Source organism: Ewingella sp. C233, assembly GCF_055407225.1.
The window spans coordinates 103,613-124,302 of record NZ_JBUZRI010000004.1 but is presented as its reverse complement, the minus strand read 5'-3'; the positions used below and the strand labels follow the sequence as shown (position 1 = coordinate 124,302).

General features: G+C 54.8%; 14 protein-coding genes. 12 read left to right on the top strand and 2 right to left on the bottom strand.

From position 1 onward, the window contains the following. Positions 1-8: 8 nt before the first annotated feature. From ACZRKO_RS18160 to licT, 5 genes are all read left to right on the top strand, one after another. Positions 9-929 (top strand): LacI family DNA-binding transcriptional regulator, encoded by a 921-nt coding sequence (locus ACZRKO_RS18160; protein WP_463738642.1) that lies wholly within the window; start codon positions 9-11, stop codon positions 927-929. Between the two features lie 80 nt (positions 930-1,009). Beyond that, positions 1,010-2,005: a gluconate operon transcriptional repressor GntR gene (gene gntR, locus ACZRKO_RS18155; RefSeq protein ID WP_463738641.1), complete on the top strand. Its 996-nt coding sequence runs from the start codon at positions 1,010-1,012 to the stop codon at positions 2,003-2,005. A gap of 194 nt (positions 2,006-2,199) precedes the next feature. After that, positions 2,200-4,068, top strand: coding sequence for a beta-glucoside-specific PTS transporter subunit IIABC (locus tag ACZRKO_RS18150; protein WP_463738640.1), 1,869 nt, complete (start codon positions 2,200-2,202; stop codon positions 4,066-4,068). 31 nt (positions 4,069-4,099) lie between these two features. Next, entirely contained in the window at positions 4,100-5,512 is a 1,413-nt protein-coding gene (locus ACZRKO_RS18145; RefSeq protein ID WP_463738639.1) for a glycoside hydrolase family 1 protein, read from the top strand. A 128-nt stretch (positions 5,513-5,640) separates the two neighbouring features. Further along, entirely contained in the window at positions 5,641-6,468 is an 828-nt protein-coding gene (gene licT / locus ACZRKO_RS18140) for a BglG family transcription antiterminator LicT (protein ID WP_463738638.1), read from the top strand. A 25-nt stretch (positions 6,469-6,493) separates the two neighbouring features. Here licT and ACZRKO_RS18135 read toward each other — a convergent pair whose 3' ends face one another. Next, positions 6,494-7,009 (bottom strand): gluconokinase, encoded by a 516-nt coding sequence (locus ACZRKO_RS18135; RefSeq protein WP_463738637.1) that lies wholly within the window; start codon positions 7,007-7,009, stop codon positions 6,494-6,496. Between the two features lie 247 nt (positions 7,010-7,256). On the opposite strand from ACZRKO_RS18135, the gene gntT reads away from it, so the two are divergent. Beyond that, positions 7,257-8,573, top strand: coding sequence for a gluconate transporter (gene gntT, locus ACZRKO_RS18130; RefSeq protein WP_463738636.1), 1,317 nt, complete (start codon positions 7,257-7,259; stop codon positions 8,571-8,573). Between the two features lie 98 nt (positions 8,574-8,671). On the opposite strand, the gene ACZRKO_RS18125 is transcribed toward gntT, so the two are convergent. Continuing rightward, positions 8,672-9,265, bottom strand: coding sequence for a YhgN family NAAT transporter (locus tag ACZRKO_RS18125; protein WP_140474209.1), 594 nt, complete (start codon positions 9,263-9,265; stop codon positions 8,672-8,674). A gap of 202 nt (positions 9,266-9,467) precedes the next feature. Here ACZRKO_RS18125 and asd point away from each other — a divergent pair, with 202 nt between their 5' ends. From asd to glgP, 6 genes are all read left to right on the top strand, one after another. Continuing rightward, the gene (gene asd, locus ACZRKO_RS18120) at positions 9,468-10,571 is read left to right on the top strand and encodes an aspartate-semialdehyde dehydrogenase (RefSeq protein WP_463738635.1); all 1,104 of its coding nucleotides are present in this window, start codon (positions 9,468-9,470) and stop codon (positions 10,569-10,571) included. 401 nt (positions 10,572-10,972) lie between these two features. Beyond that, entirely contained in the window at positions 10,973-13,159 is a 2,187-nt protein-coding gene (glgB, locus tag ACZRKO_RS18115) for a 1,4-alpha-glucan branching protein GlgB (RefSeq protein WP_463738634.1), read from the top strand. Next, positions 13,156-15,162, top strand: a complete 2,007-nt coding sequence (gene glgX / locus ACZRKO_RS18110) for a glycogen debranching protein GlgX (RefSeq protein WP_463738633.1) — start codon at positions 13,156-13,158, stop codon at positions 15,160-15,162. The genes glgB and glgX overlap by 4 nt, the downstream gene beginning before the upstream one ends. A 51-nt stretch (positions 15,163-15,213) precedes the next feature. Then, the gene (glgC, locus tag ACZRKO_RS18105; RefSeq protein ID WP_463738632.1) at positions 15,214-16,491 is read left to right on the top strand and encodes a glucose-1-phosphate adenylyltransferase; all 1,278 of its coding nucleotides are present in this window, start codon (positions 15,214-15,216) and stop codon (positions 16,489-16,491) included. Between the two features lie 269 nt (positions 16,492-16,760). Further along, positions 16,761-18,197: a glycogen synthase GlgA gene (glgA, locus tag ACZRKO_RS18100; RefSeq protein ID WP_463738631.1), complete on the top strand. Its 1,437-nt coding sequence runs from the start codon at positions 16,761-16,763 to the stop codon at positions 18,195-18,197. A 40-nt stretch (positions 18,198-18,237) separates the two neighbouring features. Beyond that, positions 18,238-20,685 (top strand): glycogen phosphorylase, encoded by a 2,448-nt coding sequence (glgP, locus tag ACZRKO_RS18095; RefSeq protein WP_463738630.1) that lies wholly within the window; start codon positions 18,238-18,240, stop codon positions 20,683-20,685. Positions 20,686-20,690: the final 5 nt, after the last annotated feature.

The window sequence follows — 20,690 nt, the reverse complement described above, 5'->3', positions numbered from 1 at the left end:
GGGAACCTATGGCAAACATCAATGACGTTTCGCGGCTGGCACAGGTGTCGAAAGCCACCGTGTCCCGCGTGCTGAGCGGCAGTCGCGGCGTAAAAGAAGAGAGCCGCCTGGCCGTCATGCGGGCGGTGGAAGTGCTGAACTACAAGCCCAACGTCATTGCCCAGTCGCTGTCGAACCAGTCTACCGGCTGCATCGGGGTGGTCTGCGCGTCGGAGAATATCAACCAGGCTACCGGTTATCTTCATGCGTTGGAAAAGCAGCTGCGGTTGCATCAGAAGCATCTGCTGCTGCGCTTCGCCACGGATGCAGCGAACGTCACCCATGCGCTGAATGAGATCGGCAACGGTTTATGCGATGCGGTAATTGTCATCGGTGCCCGTTTCCCTCTGCCTGCGTTGCCGCGAAGCGCAGTCACCATTGATTGTCTGGAAAGGCATGCTGAGCGCAGCATCCAGTTTGATCACAGCTTTGCGGCCCAAACTGCCAGCCAGTATTTGATCAATCAGGGGCGGCGTAAAATTGCGCTGATCAATCCGCACGACGGTGAGGCCGCTGAGCAGACTGCGCAGGGCTATCATCAGGCGCTTGAGCACCATTTGCTGCCCTATAACCGTCAACTGGTGTTCAGCGGGGAAAACGCGCTGCAACGGTTGCTTAATCAGAACGTCAGTTTCAATGGACTGCTGGTGCCGGATGACGCATTAGCGCAGGAGGCCCTGCGGTTATTGCCGCAGTTTGGCCGTCAGGTGCCCGCCGACGTCATGGTGTTCAGCCTCGACAGTACGTTGCCGCCAGGAGCGTCGGTGGTGCCCGCCATTAGCTATCCGCTGGAGAAACTGGCTCAGCGGGCGATTGCGCTGCTGACGTCGCCGCTTTCAGCCGGTTCGGGCGTGGCTCCCGTTCGCGGAACACTCGTGACGCCGTTCTGATTACCTTGAGGTAGCGTTATCCGTCAGGGCGAATATTTGCTAAAATCAGCCCCATCCTTTCTTAACCCAGTTCATTGAAAATGAAGAAAAAAAGACCCGTACTTCAGGACGTAGCGGATAAAGTGGGCGTCACGAAGATGACGGTCAGCCGTTATTTGCGTAATCCTGAACAGGTTTCTGCCGCGTTGCAGGAGAAAATCTCCGCGGTACTTGATGAACTGGGTTATATCCCCAACCGCGCCCCCGATATTCTGTCCAACGCCAAAAGCCGCGCCATCGGCGTGTTGCTGCCGTCGCTGACCAACCAGGTATTTGCCGAAGTGCTGCGCGGCATCGAAAGCGTGACCGATATTCACGGCTATCAGACCATGTTGGCGCACTACGGTTACAGTCCTGAACGCGAAGAGCAGCGGCTGACGTCGCTGCTTTCTTACAATATCGATGGACTGATTTTATCCGAACGCACGCACACCGCACGTACCCTGAAGATGATCGAGGTGGCGGGCATTCCGGTGGTTGAGATGATGGACAGCGTGTCGCCGTGCGTCGATCTGGCGGTGGGCTTCAATAATTTCGAAGCGGCGCGGCAGATGACCCAGCAGATTATTGCCCGCGGCCATCGTCATGTGGTCTATTTCGGCGCGCGTCAGGATGAGCGAACGCTGATCAAACAGCAGGGCTACGAACAGGCCATGCGGGAGTCCGGGCTTGAGCCTTACAGCGTGATGACCAGCCGCTCGTCGAGTTATTCGGCGGGAGCCGAGCTGCTTAAACAGGCGCAAAAAGACTGGCCGCAGATCGACAGTATTTTCAGCACCAACGACGACCTCGCGGCAGGCGCATTTTTTGAGTGCCAGCGGCAGGGGCTGCATATTCCCTCGCAGATGGCGATCGCCGGTTTCCACGGCCACAACATGGGACAGGCGATGGAGCCGCAGCTCGCCAGCGTACTGACGCCGCGCGAACGCATGGGGCAGATCACCGCCGAGCGCCTGCTGGCGAGACTGCGCGGGGAAGAGGTGTTTCCGCGCATGGTCGATGTCGGATTTACGATATCTCCGGGTGGAAGTATCTGAGAGTCCGGTCACAGAACGCCATAACCGGGCTTGTTTGAGTATGAACACAACGTTATAAACGAGCTTCGGGACGTTATCAGCGCAGTACCCTGAGCGAAACCTGATTCGAAGTCTGTCTTTACTGGCAGCCTTCGAATCAGGTTTTTTTTTGGCCTTTTTCTGGGAAATCCAGGTTGGGAATAAGGATAAAAACGATGAATATCAAATCCCTGGCAGAAGAGCTTATCCGTTTAGTCGGCGGGGAAGCCAACGTGGAAACCGTGGTGCATTGCGCGACGCGCCTGCGTTTTTCACTGCATGACGAGAGTAAAGCCGACGTGGCGGCAATTGAAAATCTGGATGGCGTGATCACCACGGTGACCGGTTCAGGCCAGTTTCAGGTAGTGATCGGCAACCGGGTGGCGGAGGTTTATCGCGAGCTGGGGAATTTCACGGCGCTTCTGGAAGACGGCCATAAGCGCGCGCAGAAACCGGCCCGGCGCAGCAGCAGCCGGGTTGGACATCTGATTGATATCGTCTCGGCCATTTTTACCCCGCTGCTGGGGGCGATGGCCGCTGCCGGTGTGCTCAAAGGGCTGCTGAATATCGCTACCTCGCAGGGCTGGATGGTGAAAACGGAATCCACCTACATTATTTTGCAGGCGGCATCAGACAGCCTGTTCTACTTCCTGCCGATCATGCTGGCCATCACCACCGCCAGAAAATTTCAGGGTAACGTGTTTGTGGCTGTGTCGATTGCCGGCGCGCTCATTTATCCTTCGATGATTGACCTCTTCACCCGTCAGGTAGAAGTGACGTTCTTCGGTATTCCGGTGGTGATGATGAAGTACACCTCGACGGTGGTGCCCATCGTCTTCTCGGTATATGTCATGTGTCATCTGGAAAGGCTGTTCGATAAATTCATCCATGAAACGGTGCGCAGCATTATCACGCCGTTCCTGCTGCTGGTGATCATGGTGCCGCTGACGCTCATCACCCTCGGCCCGGTGGGGATTTACACCAGCGAAGCCGCCGCGGGCGTGTTCATCGCCATCTTCAGCTACAACCCGATTATTGCCAGCGCCCTGTTTGCCGCACTCTGGCAGGTGTTTGTCATCTTCGGGATGCACTGGGCCTTTACGCCGGTGATCATCAACGACATCACGGTGCTGGGGCGCAGCACGCTGAAAGCCTCAACCGTGCCCGCCGTATTTGCGCAGGCCGGCGCCGTGCTTGGGGTGATGTTCAAAACCAAAAACAAAAAGATGAAGGCGCTGGCGGGCAGTACGTTCATTACCGCGCTGTTTGGCATTACTGAACCGGCGGTGTACGGCGTAACGCTAAAACTCAAAAAACCTTTTGTCTGCGCGGTAATTGCCGCCGCCGTGGGCGGTGGGGTGGTCGGATATTCCAACAGTGCGGCGATCTCCACCGGCATTCCAAGCCTGCTGACCTTACCGATCTTTTACGGCGAGGGTTTTGGTGGCCTGATTCTGGGCATCGTCATCTCCTTTGTGATGGCCGCCGTTCTTACCTATATCGTCGGTTTTGACGACCCGGTGGAAGAGTCTGCCGTTGCACCCGTTGCAAAACCCTCTCCTTCCCGCCCGGTGATTGCTGTTCCTGCCGGCGTTGCTGAACAGATCATGGTGCCCGTTGCCGGGCGCGTCATCGCGCTGGAAGAGGTGAATGACAACGTTTTCTCCAGCGGCGTGGTCGGCGATGGGATCGCTATTCAGCCGGTCAATGGGCAGGTCTATTCGCCGGTGAACGGCATCATCACTGCGACCTTTGACTCCGGCCATGCGTTGCAAATTCTCTCTGATAACGGAGCGGAAGTGCTGATCCACATCGGGCTGGATACCGTGCAGCTAAACGGCGAGCACTATGTCATGCATGTGACGGAAAATCAGTGCGTTAAGCAGGGAGATCTGCTGATTGAGTTTGATTTAGAGGCCATCAGCCTGGCCGGATACGACACCATCACGCCGGTGATCATCACCAATTCTGAGCAGTACAAAGGTTTCCATAAAACGCGTCAGCCTGATGCCATCGCGGGTGATGTGCTGCTGACACTGTCCTGACCCCATTTGTCTCAACACAGAGGAGAACACCGTGAAATACCGTGAACTTAAGCCTTTTCCCGCCGACTTTTTATGGGGCGCTTCCACCTCAGCCTATCAGGTAGAAGGCGCATGGAATGAAGAGGGCAAAGGCCCCTCGGTGATTGACGCCCGCCGTGAATATCCGGCCGGTACCACCGACTTTACCGTCGCCAGCGACCACTATCATCGCTATAAAGAAGATATCGCCCTGTTCGCCGACATTGGCCTCAAATCCTACCGGTTTTCCATTGCCTGGACCCGCATTGTGCCGGATGGCAGCGGTGACATTAACCCCGCCGGAATTGTGTTCTACCATAAACTTATTGATGAAATTCTCAGCCACGGCATCGTGCCGATTGTCACCCTGTACCACTTCGATTTACCGCAGGCGTTGCAGGAAAAAGGCGGCTGGCATAACCGCGTAACGGTGGATGCTTTTGCGCGCTATGCCGATATTCTGTTTGATGAGTACGGCAGCAAAGTCAAATATTGGCTGACCATTAACGAACAGAACCTGATGATTTTACAGGGCGCGGCGCTCGGCACGCTGGATGAAAAACTGGAAGGGCAGAAGAAGAATCTCTATCAGCAAAACCACAATATGCTGGTGGCGCAGGCGAGGGTGATGCAGTCGCTGCATAATAAAATTCCGGGGGCCAAAATCGGCCCGGCGCCAAATATTGCGGTTATTTACCCGGCCACCTCGAAACCGGAAGATATTCTGGCGGCATTTAACTATAACGCTATCCGCAACTGGCTTTATCTGGATATGGCCGCTCGCGGGGAATATAACGTCATGGCGTGGCGCTATATGGAAGAGAAGGGCTACACACCGGACATTCAGCCGGGGGATATGGAGATCCTGCGTAGCGGAAAACCGGACTTTATTGCCTTCAACTACTACACCACCCAGGCGGTAGAGGCCAGCCGTGGTGATGGTCAGGATGAAGTGGTCCGTGGCGGGAATAAGCTGCTGAAATCCGGGGAAGATGGCGTACACCGTGGCGCGGCAAATAACCATCTGCCGCGCACTGAATTTGGCACCGAAATAGACCCGGTGGGTTTTCGTAATACGCTGCGCGAAATCTACGACCGTTATCATTTGCCGTTGCTCATCACCGAAAACGGTCTGGGCGCATTCGATAAGCTGGATGAAAATGGCGAAATTAACGACCACTACCGCATCGACTATTTGCGCCGGCATCTGGAACAAATGCAGTTAGCCATCACCGATGGTGTAGAAGTGTTTGGTTATACGCCATGGTCGGCGCTGGATTTAATTTCCACCCATCAGGGCTGCTCGAAACGTTATGGTTTAATTTACGTAAACCGCGATGAATTTGACCTCAAAGATCTGCGCCGTATTCGCAAACTCAGTTCTTACTGGTATGCCGATGTGATAAAAAACAACGCATTGCCATAACGGCAATCATCACCCGGACCGGTGCTAAGGTGATAACGTGTAATGCGTTATCGCCTTTATGTTTTATCGCAGGCGAATATTTATGGCCATGAATAAAGTAGGGAATTATCCGGCATGAGATCACACTGATGAAAGTAATAAAGGTATTAAGCAATAACGCCATTATTGCGACGACAGATGATCAGCAGGAAATGGTCGCGATCGGCCGGGGCATTGGTTTTGGTAAACAGGCGGGTGACGAGGTTAATCCGGCGGATATTGAAAGTCAGTTCGTTAAAAAGGCCAGCGGCATGACCGATGTTCTGGCGCAGCTGACGGCGGCGATACCAACGGAATATCTCTTCATCACCCAGCAGGTGATTGTGCTGGCGAAATCCCGCCTAAATATCGACGTACAGGAAACACTGTTTTTCGCCCTGAGTGATCACATCAGTTTTGCAGTTGAAAGATTTAAAAAAGGACTCGAGATAAAGAACATCCTATTGTGGGATATTAAGCAGTTTTATCGGGCAGAATTTGCCGTCGCCATGGAAGCGCTGGCGCTGATTAATGAGAAATTGCAGATCGAACTGCCGGAAGATGAAGCCGGTTTTCTGGCCCTGCATCTGGCGAATGCCACCAACAATAATATGCAGAGTACGATGCAAAGCGCCGGGATGATTAAAGATATTCTGAACATCATCAAATATGATTTATGCATTAAATTTGATGAAAAATCCATCGATTATCAGCGCATCATTACGCACCTGAAATTTTTCTCTTTGCGGTTATTAAACCGGACTCCGGTCAGTCATAACGACCAAAGTATTTATGCGGGGATTCAGGAGGCGATGCCAGCGTCTTATCAGTGCGCATTAAAGATCAATGATTACGTCACGAAAAATCACCAGAGCCAGCTCACCACCGACGAGCTGATGTTTTTGACCATACATATCAATAGATTGAAGCCCGTATAAACGGGCCTGGTTCTTCTGCTAAAGATCACTGATTGTGCTTATTCAATGCTGCCACACAGCGATCCACCACACCGTCAAATTTATGGTCGATGTTGACCCGCAGCACATCGGGTTCGTCTTCGCCGGGTTCTTCCAGCGCATCAAACTGGCTTTTAAGCAGATCCATCGGCATGAAGTGCCCGGCGCGGGCTTTCAGGCGCTCGGAGATCACGTCAATACTGCCTTTCAGGTAGATAAACACTACGCCCTGATTTTCATCACGCAGCGCATCACGATAGCGGCGTTTCAACGCAGAGCAGACGATCACCCCGGATTCATTCTTGTGGTAGAGACTGTAGGCGGCGTCATTCAGGCGCTTGAGCCACGGCGCACGGTCGTCATCGTTCAGCGGATGACCACTGGCCATCTTCTTGATATTGGCGCGGGGATGGAGATCATCACCGTCGATAAATTTAGCGTTAATTGCCCGGGCTAATGCCGCGCCGACGGTTGATTTACCGCTGCCTGACACGCCCATCAGAATGATGCTTTGTCCTGCCATAAGTTGATCTCTATCCCAAAATGAAAATTTCGACTGCGGAGTGAGTCCTAATATTAGCATGTTACCGGTATCATGATACCGGTAACAAATGGAGATGTGACTAATATCACAAAGGAATGCACTGCTGATTTAGCGGTCGCGGCCTGTACCCGTTGCACTGTTAACTCCTACAATTCATTGAAAATCAAAAAATAATGCCCCGGCGATTTGCACTTAATTCGACGGATAAAGCATAAGGGGAAAAGATATGCCATTAGTCATTGTAGCGGTTGGCGTCGCGCTGCTGCTGTTGCTTATGATCCGGTTCAAACTTAACGGCTTCATCGCGTTGATTCTGGTCGCTCTGGCGGTTGGTATCATGCAGGGAATGCCGGTGGATAAGGTCATCACCTCGATTAAAAACGGCGTCGGCGGCACGCTTGGTAGCCTGGCGCTGATCATGGGCTTTGGTGCCATGCTCGGTAAAATGCTGGCGGACTGCGGCGGTGCGCAGCGCATTGCAACCACGCTGATTGCGAAATTCGGTAAAGAACATATTCAGTGGGCCATCGTGCTGACCGGTTTTATCGTCGGTTTTGCGCTGTTCTACGAAGTGGGCTTTGTGCTGATGCTGCCGCTGGTCTTCACTATTGCTGCCGCCGCACGCCTGCCGCTGCTGTACGTCGGCGTGCCGATGGCCGCTGCGCTGTCAGTCACCCACGGTTTTCTGCCGCCGCATCCGGGACCAACGGCGATTGCTACCATCTTCCACGCGGATATGGGTAAAACCCTGCTGTACGGCTCACTGCTGGCCGTGCCAACGGTGATCCTTGCTGGTCCAGTGTTTGCCCGCTTCCTGAAAGGGATTGATAAGCCGGTTCCTGAAGGCCTGTTCAACCCGAAAACCTTCACCGAAGAAGAGATGCCAAGCTTTGGCGTCAGCGTCGCCACCTCTCTGGTGCCGGTGATTCTGATGGCATTCCGCGCGGTCTGCGAAATGATTCTGCCGAAAGGCCACCCGGTTTTGGCTTACGCTGAATTCTTCGGTGACCCGGTTATGGCAACGCTGATTGCTGTGCTGATCGCCATCTTCACCTTTGGCCTGAACCGTGGACGTACCATGGATCAGGTGATGACGACGGTTACTGAGTCGATCAAAATCATCGCCATGATGCTGCTGATCATCGGCGGTGGCGGGGCGTTCAAACAGGTACTGGTGGACAGCGGCATTGAGCCGTACATCGCCAATATCATGAACGGCAGCCATCTGTCGCCAATCCTGCTGGCGTGGTCCATTGCGGCGGTACTGCGTATTGCACTGGGTTCTGCGACCGTTGCGGCTATCACGGCGGGCGGTATTGTTGCTCCGTTAATTGCCTCCAGCGGCGCCAGTCCTGAGTTAATGGTTATCGCCGTCGGTTCCGGCAGCGTGATTTTCTCCCACGTTAACGACCCCGGCTTCTGGTTGTTCAAGGAGTATTTCAACCTGACCATCGTCGAAACCTTCAAGTCATGGTCCATCCTTGAAACCATTATTTCCCTGTGCGGCCTTGGCGGCTGTCTGCTGCTGTCGATGGTGGTGTAACGGGTTACGTTTCAAGCGAAAGCGAAGAGACAGACAATAAAAAACGGCGGGCCAAAAGGTCCGCCGTTTTTGTTGGTATGGCGAACAAGTCTCAGCCACTAAATTTTCAAATATGCCCTGATCCCATCGAGGAACATTTGGGTAGAGAGCATGACCAGAATCAGGCCCATCAGGCGCTCCAGCGCGCTGACGCCTTTGTCGCCGAGCAGGCGCAGGAACAGGTTCGACAGCAGTAAAATCCCCATCGACAGCCCCCAGGCAATGAACAGCGCCAGCGTCAGGTGAGTCATTTGATTCGGATATTGATGCGACAACAGCATCAGCGTAGCCAGAATCGATGGGCCGGCGACCAGCGGGATGGCCATCGGCACCAGGAAAGGTTCTTCACCGGCCGGTAAGCCGCTGCTGCTCTTCTCTTCTGACGGGAAAATCATTTTGATGGCGATCAGGAACAGGATAATACCGCCGGAAATCGACACCGTTTCAGTGCGCAGGTTGAGGAAAGAGAGGATCTTCTCACCGGCGAACAGGAATATCAGCATCAGGATCAGTGCGATCAGCATCTCGCGAATCAGCACCACGCGGCGGCGTTTCGGATCGAGATGTTTTAATACGGACATGAAGATCGGCAAGTTACCCAGCGGATCCATAATTAAAAACAGCAAGATGGTTGCTGAAATCATTTCAGTCATGACTACCTCAGAAGAAATTCGGCCTTTTAAAAACGCCTGTTATAAGTCGCGCTGCTAAAAAAGCCCCGACTATCGATTAAATTCACTTGCCACTTCTACACCATTTTGTAAGGTGGTAGACCATTGCACTGACAGGGTCGTCAGCGCTAAAAATTTCAAACACACTTTACGCAGCTATCACCCTCAGGGCAGGACAGTAATTATGAAAAACGTAGGTTTCGTTGGTTGGCGCGGGATGGTCGGTTCTGTACTCATGCAACGCATGATTGAAGAACGCGATTTTGACGCCATTCGCCCGGTATTTTTCTCCACCTCGCAGCACGGTCAGGCCGCACCGGCATTTACCGGTCAGCAGGGCACATTGCAGGACGCTTTTGACCTCGACGCACTGAGTGCGCTGGACATTATCATCACCTGTCAGGGCGGCGATTATACCAATGAAATCTATCCAAAGCTGCGTCAAATCGGTTGGAAAGGCTACTGGATCGACGCAGCATCCTCTCTGAGAATGGAGGATGACGCGATCATTATTCTGGATCCCGTCAATAGTAAGGTGATTCATCAGGGTATCGACAAAGGCATTAAGACCTTTGCCGGCGGAAACTGTACCGTCAGCCTGATGCTGATGTCCCTCGGTGGCTTGTTCGCCAATGACCTGATCGAGTGGGCATCTGTGGCGACCTATCAGGCGGCTTCTGGCGGTGGCGCGCGCCACATGCGCGAACTGCTGACCCAAATGGGCATGCTGCACAACAGCGTAGCGAAAGAGTTGCAGGACCCGGCTTCAGCCATTCTTGATATCGAACGTAAAGTCACCACGCTGACCCGCAGCGGCACTTTACCGACCGACAACTTTGGCGTTCCGCTGGCAGGGGGGCTGATTCCGTGGATCGACAAACAGCTCGACAACGGCCAGACCAAAGAAGAGTGGAAGGGCCAGGCCGAGACTAACAAAATTCTGGGCACGTCCAGCGTGATCCCGGTTGACGGTCTGTGCGTGCGTATCGGCGCACTGCGCTGCCACAGTCAGGCATTTACCCTGAAGCTGAAAAAAGACATTTCTATTCCGGAAATCGAACAGATGCTGGCGAGCCATAACGACTGGGTACGCGTCATTCCAAATGACCGCGAACTGTCGATGCGTGAACTGACGCCAGCAGCAGTGACCGGCACCATGAACACGCCGGTCGGGCGTCTGCGTAAACTGAATATGGGCCCGCAATACCTGTCCGCATTCACTGTCGGCGACCAGCTACTGTGGGGCGCCGCGGAGCCCCTGCGCCGTATGTTGCGCATTCTTTTGTAATCTCGTCAGAACGAAAAAACTTCACTGTTTTCTTGAAGCGGGACACCAGCACGGTGTCCCGTTTTTATTTCACTCATCAATCACTTCATGCTGTTTGCCCGCCTTCCTCAGCGCTTTTGGCTGAATTTCATTACGTGAAAAATTCCTCGGTTTTTGCCCCCGCCTTTTGACGACCTTTGTCTATGCTTAGTAGATGACTCAGACGCTTTTGAGAAGCGCAAACAAGCACTTATTTGGAAATTGTGAGCGCACACGCTGGCGCGCACGATTAAGCAAAAATAAATGACACACTCGTCACAAGGTCATAACAATTTCAGGAGCAAACTGAACAGACAATAATTATTGAGCATCTGAATGATTTCATTGAACTTATTGATTTAATTAATCATAGGACGAAATGCATGTCAGTACTTCCCGATCAGCACGTTATTAATCAACTCATTTCCGGCCATTACGCTGATCCGTTTTCGCTGTTGGGAATGCATTCTGTGGCGGCGGGCATCGAAGTGCGCGCGCTGCTGCCGGATGCCGATCAGGTCTGGGTGATTGATGCCGATAAAGGCACCAAAGTGGCTGAACTGCGACGCTACGACGATCGCGGTTTCTTTGTCGGGGTGATGCCCAGGCGCAAAAATCCCTTCCGTTACCGCCTCGAAGTGCGTTGGGGTGAAAATACTCACCTGATTGACGATCCTTACCGGTTTGGGACTTTGCTTCAGGAGCTGGACATCTGGCTGCTGGCAGAAGGCACACATTTGCGGCCTTACGAAAAACTGGGCGCGCACCCGCAGGTGCTGGATGGCGTTGAAGGCGTGAGTTTTGCTTTATGGGCACCCAATGCGACGCGTATTTCCGTCGTCGGCGAATTCAACTTTTGGGACGGCCGCCGCCATCCGATGCGGCGTCGCCGTGAAAACGGCATCTGGGAGTTGTTTATCCCCGCGGTGCGTGAAGGCCAGCTCTATAAATTCGAAGTGATCGACTGCCGGGGCAATGTCTCGCTGCGCGCTGACCCTTATGCGTTTGAAGCGCAGATGCGCCCGGAAACCGCCTCACTCGTCAGCCATCTTCCCGAAAAAGTCCCGTTCTCTGCTGACCGTAAACAAGCCAATGCGCTGAACCAGCCGGTGTCGGTGTATGAAGTACATTTGGGCTCGTGGCGCCGCCATACCGATGATAACTTCTGGTTAAGCTACGGCGAACTGGCTGAACAGCTGGTCTCCTACGCCAAGTGGATGGGTTTTACGCATATCGAACTGATGCCGATTAACGAACACCCGTTCGACGGCAGCTGGGGCTACCAGCCGCTCGGTATGTACGCGCCGACCCGCCGATACGGTACGCCACAGGAGTTTAAAGCGTTTATTGATGCGGCCCATAACGCCGGGCTGAATGTGATACTCGACTGGGTGCCGGGCCACTTCCCGAGCGATGCCCACGGTCTGGCGCAATTTGACGGCACGGCGCTGTACGAATATGCCGACCCGCGTGAAGGCTACCATCAGGACTGGAACACGTTGATTTACAACTATGGCCGCCACGAAGTGCGTAACTATCTGGCGGGCAATGGTTTCTACTGGATTGAACGCTACGGCATTGATGGTCTGCGGGTCGATGCCGTGGCCTCAATGATTTACCGCGATTACAGCCGCAAACCGGGCGAGTGGATCCCTAACTATTACGGTGGCCGCGAAAACCTCGAAGCCATCGCTTTTCTGAAATACACCAATCAGACCATCGGGCGTGAACTCGACGGTGCCGTGACGCTGGCCGAAGAGTCCACGGACTATCCGGGCGTCACCATGCCGCCGGACGCCAACGGTCTGGGGTTCCATTACAAATGGAATCTGGGGTGGATGCATGACTCGCTCAATTACATGCAACTCGACCCGGTTCACCGCAAATATCACCACAATCTTATGACGTTCGGCGTGCTTTACGCCTACAGCGAAAACTTTATTTTACCGCTTTCCCATGACGAAGTGGTGCACGGTAAAGGTTCGCTGCTCGACAGAATGCCCGGCGATGCGTGGCAGAAATTTGCCAACCTGCGCGCCTATTACGGCTTTATGTGGGCACACCCCGGCAAAAAACTGATGTTTATGGGCTGTGAATTTGCGCAGGGGCGCGAGTGGGATTTTAACAACAGCCTCGACTGGCATCTCCTGGATGATCATAACGGCTGGCACATCGGCGTTCAGCATCTGGTGCGGGACCTCAATCAGGTTTACCGCCAGCAAACGCCGCTGTATGAGCTGGACTTCAACCCGCGCGGCTTCGAATGGCTGGTGGTCGATGACCACGAGAATTCGGTGTTCGCCTTCGCGCGCCGCGACGACAACGGTGACGAAATCATTGTGGTCAGTAACTTCACCCCGGTGCCGCGTTACGACTACCGTATCGGCGTCGCGCGCGCGGGGCGTTATCACGAAATCCTCAATACCGATTCGCATTTCTATCGCGGGGGCAATATTGGTAATAACGGGGAGGTTTACAGTCAGCCTTCCGGGCAGCATCAGCGTGAGCACTCCATCAGCCTGACCATTCCGCCGCTGGCGACTATCTATCTGCGGCGGGAGGAGCGATGAAAAAACTCGAGACCGGCCAGCCAGCGCCTTACGGTGCCCAGTTGCGGGCAGAGGGCGTCAATTTTTGTCTGTTTTCGGCCCATGCGGAAAAAATCGAGCTCTGCCTGTTTGATGATACCGGTAGCGAGCAGCGCCTGACGTTACCGGGCCGCACCGGGAATCTGTGGCACGGTTTTCTGCCCGGCGCGAAAGCCGGTCAGCACTATGGATACCGGGTTTACGGCCCGTTTGACCCAGCGAAGGGGCTGCGCTTCAATCCGAAAAAACTGCTGATTGACCCCAGCGCCCGTGCGCTGGAAGGCGAGTTGCGCGACAACGCGCGGATGAACGGCGGCGTTGATGCACCGGATGAAAAAGACAGTGCCGTGGCTGCGCCGAAATCGGTGGTGGTCAGTGATTCCTTCGACTGGGGCGACGATGCACCGCCCGCCACGCCGTGGGGTGAAACGGTGATTTATGAAGCCCACGTGCGCGGCCTGACGCGTCAGCATCCGCACATTCCGGCGGCCTTGCGCGGCACCTATGCCGGGCTGGCGCATCCGGTCATGCTCGAATATTTGCAGCATCTGGGCATCACGGCGATTGAATTATTGCCGGTGCAGCATCACGCCGACGAACCGCGCCTGCAACGCCTCGGGCTGAGTAACTACTGGGGCTACAACGTGCTGGCCCCCTGCGCGGTCGAACCCAGCTATGCCAGCCGCCAGAAAGGCATTTCCGCACTCAACGAATTCAAAGTGGCGGTGAAAGCGCTGCATCAGGCCGGGATCGAAGTGATCCTCGATGTGGTGTTTAACCACAGCGCCGAGCTGGACGTTGACGGGCCATTCATCTCTTTTCGCGGCATTGATAACCCCAGTTGGTACTGGCTGCGCGACGATGGCAGCGACGACAATCTCACCGGCTGTGGCAACGCGCTGCGCCTGGTGGATGAGGAGATCGTTGAATGGACTCTCGACTGCCTGCGTTACTGGGTGCGCGAATGTCACGTCGATGGCTTTCGTTTTGATCTCGCCACGCTTCTGGGTAGAACGCCGAAATTCACTGCTGATTCCCCGCTGTTCAACGCTATTCGTGCCGACAGTCTGCTGTCCGGCGTCAAACTGATTGCCGAACCCTGGGACATCGGCCAGGGCGGTTATCAGCTCGGTCATTTCCCGTCGCCTTTCGCCGAGTGGAGCGATCTGTGGCGTGACGATATGCGTAAATTCTGGCTGCACGGCGATCTTTCTCTCGGGCAATTTGCCGGGCGCTTTGCCGCGTCGGCCGATCTCTTTAACCACGGTACACGCGCACCTCACGCCAGTATCAATATGCTCACGGCGCACGACGGTTTTACCCTGCGCGATGTGGTCAGCTTCAACAATAAACATAACGAAGCCAACGGCGAAAATAACAGTGACGGCCACAATGAAAACTACAGCCAGAACCACGGCGTAGAAGGGCTGAATGCGTCGGATGAGGTGCTGCGTCAGCGGCGTCTCAGCCAGCGCGCAATGCTGGCGACATTATTATTGTCGCAGGGTACGCCGATGCTGCTGGCCGGTGATGAACACGGCAACAGCCAGTCGGGCAACAACAATGCCTACTGTCAGGACAATCCGCTGACCTGGCTGGACTGGAACAGTGCCGATGACAGCCTGACCGCTTACGTGGCCGCGCTGGTGACGCTGCGTAAAAAAATACCCGCGCTGATGCAGGATCAATGGTGGCGCGGTGAAGGGAGTGACGTCGAATGGCTGGATGCGCAGGGCCAGCCGATGCAGGCCGCCAGCTGGGAGCAGGGATCGCAGCAACTGCTGCAAATCCGTCTTTCTGGCCACTGGTTACTGGTGCTGAATGCCTCGCTGGGTGATGTCGATATGCAGCTGCCCGCAGGGCGCTGGCAGCCGGTCGCCCCGTTTAATTCGGTCCTTTTTGGAGAAGAACCCCAGCGTGTCAGGGATGATTTGACCTGGCGTGCGGCAGCAAAAACCCTCTGCGTGCTCCATTGCTATGAATAACAACACCGCACGCACACAGGAAAGTCAGCAGAGTTATGCAAGGAGTCAGCCATGAACATAAAAGAAAACAGAGATCCGGTAATGCTGGCAAGGCAGTTACCCCTGAAATCCGTCGCGCTGATCCTGGCCGGTGGGCGGGGCTCGCGTCTTAAGGATTTAACCGCTACCCGTGCCAAACCTGCGGTGCACTTTGGCGGCAAGTTCCGCATCATCGATTTCGCTCTGTCGAACTGCCTCAATTCCGGCATCCGCCGTATCGGCGTGATCACGCAATATCAGTCACATACGCTGGTTCAGCACATTCAGCGCGGCTGGTCGTTCCTCAACGAAGAGATGAACGAATTTGTGGATTTACTGCCCGCGCAGCAACGCCAGAGCACCGAGCATTGGTACAAAGGCACCGCCGATGCGGTCTATCAAAATCTGGATATCATCCGCCGTTACGAAGCCGAATACGTGGTGATCCTCGCCGGTGACCACATCTACAAAATGGATTACTCGCGCATGTTGGTCGATCACGTCGAAAAGGGCGGCGAATGCACCGTTGCCTGTCTCGCGGTTCCGCTGAATGAGGCCAGTGAGTTTGGCGTGATGGACGTCGGCGAAGATTATCAAATCAAGAGCTTCCTCGAAAAACCGCAGAACCCGCCTTCCATTCCCGGTCAGCCGGACATGGCGCTGGCGAGCATGGGGGTCTACATTTTTAATGCCGACTACCTGTTCCGGCTGCTTGAAGAGGACATGGCCAGCGAAGAGTCCAGCCATGATTTCGGCAAAGACCTGCTGCCGAAAATCACCCGTGAGGGGGCGGCATGGGCGCACCCGTTCGGTCTGTCATGCGTCACGCAAAATACTGAGTTGCCGCCTTACTGGCGTGATGTCGGCACACTTGATGCGTATTGGAAAGCCAATCTGGATCTGGCCTCTGTGACCCCGGAACTGGATATGTACGACCGTTCGTGGCCAATCCGCACCCATATGGAACCGCTGCCGCCCGCCAAGTTTGTGCAGGACCGCTCCGGCAGCCACGGCATGACCATGAATTCTCTGGTCGCCGGTGGCTGTATTGTTTCAGGTTCGGTGGTTGTCAACGCCGTGCTGTTCCCGCGCGTGCGGGTGAATTCGTTCTGCAATATCGATTCGACCATCCTGTTGCCGGACGTCAACGTCGGCCGCTCATGCCGCTTACGTAAATGTGTTATCGACCGCGCCTGCCATATTCCCGAAGGCATGGTGATCGGCGAAAACGCCGACGAAGACAGTAAACGTTTTTACCGCTCAGAGGACGGCGTAGTCCTGGTAACCAGAGCGATGTTAGCGAAATTGTAATACCCGGCGTCCTTGAAGCCGTGGCTGCATTAGCTCCATTCGTGAATCCGACTCACTTACCTGTGTAAGCTCATCGGAATTCACGCATTTGCCGCCTTGCCACAACTCCAATGACTTGGGTATGTCTGTGAGAAATTGAAAACGAGATAACTCGGAATGATAGTGGTCCGGGACGGTGCAACAGGGAGAATGTTGACGTCTGCCCCGATAATTTTTGCTCACCATCCCGGTAATGATCCCGTGGTGGTGATGATAATTCAGGAGCGCGAATGCAGGTTTTACATGTTTGTTCAGAGCTGTTTCCCCTGTTAAAAACCGGGGGACTTGCTGACGTCGCGGGTGCGCTTCCCGCCGCTCAAATAGCGGGAGGGACAGACGTACGCGTACTGATCCCGGCCTTCCCCGATATCAAACGGGGCATCGGAGAGACGCACATTGTTGGCCACCTTGATACTTTCGCCGGACACGTGACGCTGCGCTACGGCGTATTTCAGGGCGTGGGGATTTATATCATTGATGTGCCGGGGCTGTATGACCGTCCCGGCAGCCCGTATCACGATCAATCATCTTTTGCGTATCCGGATAACCATCTGCGCTTTGCCCTGCTGAGCTGGATGGCGGCGGAACTGGGGAGTGGTTTTGACGGAATGTGGAAGCCGGACATTATTCAGTCGCACGACTGGCACGCCGGGCTGACGTCGGCCTATGTGCGTGCGCGGCATATTCCGGTTAAAACGGTCTTCACCGTCCACAATCTGGCGTTTCAGGGGCTGTTCGACAGCTACCATTTGCAGCATTTACAGATCCCCTTTGAGTTCTTCCAGATGCACGGTCTGGAGTTCTACGGGCAGATTTCCTACCTGAAGGCCGGGCTATTCTATTCAGACCACATTACTACCGTCAGCCCGACCTATGCCAAAGAGATCACCCGCCCAGAATTTGGTTACGGGATGGAGGCTTTGCTGCTTGAGCGTGAACGCGAAGGGCGGCTGACGGGGATTCTCAACGGCGTGGATGATGCTATCTGGCAGCCGCGCGACGATGCATTGCTGTCCGCGCGCTATGACGCTGATGACCTGCGTTCGAAGATGATTAACAAAGCTTATCTGCAACGGGCGATGGGACTGGACGTAGACGACTCGCGGCTGGTGTTCGCCGTGGTGAGCCGTCTGACCAGTCAGAAAGGATTGGATCTGGTGCTCGAAGCGCTGCCGGACCTGCTTGAACGTGGCGGCCAGCTGGCGGTGCTTGGCGCGGGTGACGTAGTGCTTCAACAGGCTTTTCTGGCGGCTGCGGCAGACAATCCGGGGCAGGTTGGCGTACAACTTGGTTATCACGAGGCGTTCTCGCACCGCATTATCGGTGGTGCTGACGTCATTATGGTGCCGAGCCGTTTCGAACCCTGCGGGCTGACCCAGCTTTATGGGTTGAAGTATGGCACCTTGCCGCTGGTACGCCGCACCGGCGGACTGGCCGATACGGTGGTGGACTGCGCGCTGGAGAATCTGGCCGACGGCACAGCCAGCGGATTTGTGTTTGAAGAGGCGAACGGGCAATCGTTAGCCAGTGCTATCCGCCGGGCCTTCGTGCTGTGGAGCCGGCCAAAACACTGGCGCCACGTGCAGCGTCACGCGATGGGGCTCGACTTCGGCTGGCAGGTCGCGGCTCAGGCCTATCTTTCACTTTATCAACGCTTGCTGCCTTAAAGACTGAGAAGCGGCATTATTTGATTGGGAACGCAACGCTATGACTTCACCTTTTAATTACACTTCGCCGACCGTCAGTGTTGAAGCGCTGAAACACTCTATCGCTTACAAACTGATGTTTATTATCGGCAAAGATCCCTCGATTGCCACTCAGCATGACTGGCTGAACGCCACGCTGTTTGCCGTGCGTGACCGCATGGTGGAGCGCTGGTTGCGCTCCAACCGCGCACAGACCTCGCAGGATGTGCGGCAGGTGTATTACCTGTCGATGGAGTTCCTGATTGGCCGCACGTTGTCGAATGCGCTGCTGTCGATGGGCATTTACGATGACATCAAACAAGCGCTCGATGAGATGGGTTTCGACCTCGAAGAGCTGATTGGCGAAGAGAACGACCCGGGCCTCGGCAACGGCGGTCTGGGGCGACTGGCAGCCTGTTTCCTGGATTCGCTGGCCACCCTGGCGCTGCCGGGGCGCGGTTACGGCATCCGCTACGAATACGGCATGTTCGCGCAGAACATCATCAACGGTGAGCAGAAAGAGTCACCGGATTACTGGCTGGAATACGGTAACCCGTGGGAATTTCAGCGCCATAACACCCGCTATAAAGTGCGTTTCGGTGGACGCCTGCAGCACGAAGGGGCGAAAACCCGCTGGCTGGAAACGGAAGAAGTTATTGCCTGCGCTTACGACCAGATTATCCCCGGTTTTGATACCGATGCCACCAACACGCTGCGGCTGTGGGGCGCGCAAGCCAGTAATGAAATCAACCTCGGTAAATTTAATCAGGGGGACTACTTTGCGGCGGTAGAAGATAAAAACCACTCGGAAAACGTTTCGCGAGTGCTCTACCCGGATGACTCCACTTACTCAGGCCGCGAACTGCGCCTGCGTCAGGAGTATTTCCTGGTCTCCGCCACTGTGCAAGACATTCTCAACCGCCATTACGTCACCCACCATACCTATGAGAATCTGGCTGATAAGATTGCCATCCATCTCAATGATACCCATCCGGTGCTCTCCATCCCCGAGCTGCTGCGACTGCTGATCGACGAGCATAAATTCGATTGGGATAAAGCTTGGGATACGGTGAGTAAAGTCTTCTCCTACACCAACCACACCCTGATGAGTGAAGCGCTGGAGACCTGGCCGGTGGATATGATCGGTAAAATTCTGCCGCGCCATCTGGAGATCATCTTCCAGATTAACGATCACTTCCTCAAAGAAGTGGCGGTGAAGGTGCCGGATGACAGCGGTATTTTGTCGCGCGTGTCGATTATCGACGAAGAGCATGGCCGCAAGGTGCGTATGGCGTGGCTGGCGGTGATCGCCAGTCATAAAGTCAACGGCGTCTCGGCGCTGCACTCCGAGCTGATGGTGCAGTCGTTGTTTGCTGATTTTGCCAAAGTATATCCGGACCGCTTCTGCAACAAAACCAACGGTGTTACGCCGCGTCGCTGGCTGGGGCTGGCCAACAAGCCGCTGTCGAAAGTGCTGGATGATGCCATCGGTCATAACTGGCGCACCGATCTGAGCCAGCTGGAAGAGCTGAAACAGAACATTGACTACCCAAGTTTCCTTGAGGCACTGCGCAAGGCCAAGCTGGAGAACAAAAAACGGCTGGCGGTTTTCATCGCGCAGAAACTCGATGTGGTGGTTGATCCTAAAAGCCTGTTCGACGTGCAGATCAAGCGTATTCACGAATACAAACGCCAGCTGATGAACGTTCTGCATGTGATCACCCGCTACAACCGCATTATTGAAGACCCCGATGCAGGCTGGGTGCCACGTACGGTGATCTTCGCCGGTAAAGCGGCATCGGCTTATTATGCCGCCAAGCAGATTATCCGCCTGATCAACGACGTTGCCAGCGTGATCAACAACGATCCGCGCGTGCGCGACAAACTCAAAGTGGTGTTTATTCCAAACTACAGCGTCAGTCTGGCGCAGATGATCATTCCGGCTGCTGACCTCTCCGAGCAGATCTCTCTGGCAGGTACTGAAGCTTCAGGCACCAGTAATATGAAATTTGCCCTTAATGGCGCGCTGACCATCGGCACACTGGACGGGGCTAACGTCGAAATGCTCGAACACGTTGGTGAGGAGAACATCTTCATCTTCGGCAACACCACGCCGCAGGTCGAGCAGCTGCGCCGCGATGGCTATAACCCGCACACCTACTACGAGCAGGATGCCGAGCTGCATCAGGTGCTGACCCAAATCGCCACCGGCGTTTTCAGCCCCGGCGAGCCGAAGCGCTACAGCAACCTGTTCGACACGCTGGTGAACCTCGGTGATCACTATCAGGTACTGGCGGATTACCGCAGCTACGTTGATATGCAGGACAAAGTTGACGAGCTTTATAAAGAGCCGGAAGAGTGGACACGCCGGACTCTGCTAAATATCGCCAACATGGGCTATTTCTCATCCGACCGTACCATTCAGGAGTACGCCGACGAGATCTGGAACATTAAGCCGATTAAGCTGTAGCAGTA

Bases quoted from the DNA above. Each gene is read 5' to 3' on its own strand.
- ACZRKO_RS18160 (WP_463738642.1), top strand. From the start codon at position 9: ATGGCAAACATCAATGACGTTTCGCGGCTGGCACAGGTGTCGAAAGCC.
- gntR (WP_463738641.1), top strand. From the start codon at position 1,010: ATGAAGAAAAAAAGACCCGTACTTCAGGACGTAGCGGATAAAGTGGGC.
- ACZRKO_RS18150 (WP_463738640.1), top strand. From the start codon at position 2,200: ATGAATATCAAATCCCTGGCAGAAGAGCTTATCCGTTTAGTCGGCGGG.
- licT (WP_463738638.1), top strand. From the start codon at position 5,641: ATGAAAGTAATAAAGGTATTAAGCAATAACGCCATTATTGCGACGACA.
- ACZRKO_RS18135 (WP_463738637.1), bottom strand. From the start codon at position 7,009: ATGGCAGGACAAAGCATCATTCTGATGGGCGTGTCAGGCAGCGGTAAA.
- gntT (WP_463738636.1), top strand. From the start codon at position 7,257: ATGCCATTAGTCATTGTAGCGGTTGGCGTCGCGCTGCTGCTGTTGCTT.
- ACZRKO_RS18125 (WP_140474209.1), bottom strand. From the start codon at position 9,265: ATGACTGAAATGATTTCAGCAACCATCTTGCTGTTTTTAATTATGGAT.
- asd (WP_463738635.1), top strand. From the start codon at position 9,468: ATGAAAAACGTAGGTTTCGTTGGTTGGCGCGGGATGGTCGGTTCTGTA.
- glgB (WP_463738634.1), top strand. From the start codon at position 10,973: ATGTCAGTACTTCCCGATCAGCACGTTATTAATCAACTCATTTCCGGC.
- glgX (WP_463738633.1), top strand. From the start codon at position 13,156: ATGAAAAAACTCGAGACCGGCCAGCCAGCGCCTTACGGTGCCCAGTTG.
- glgC (WP_463738632.1), top strand. From the start codon at position 15,214: ATGAACATAAAAGAAAACAGAGATCCGGTAATGCTGGCAAGGCAGTTA.
- glgA (WP_463738631.1), top strand. From the start codon at position 16,761: ATGCAGGTTTTACATGTTTGTTCAGAGCTGTTTCCCCTGTTAAAAACC.
- glgP (WP_463738630.1), top strand. From the start codon at position 18,238: ATGACTTCACCTTTTAATTACACTTCGCCGACCGTCAGTGTTGAAGCG.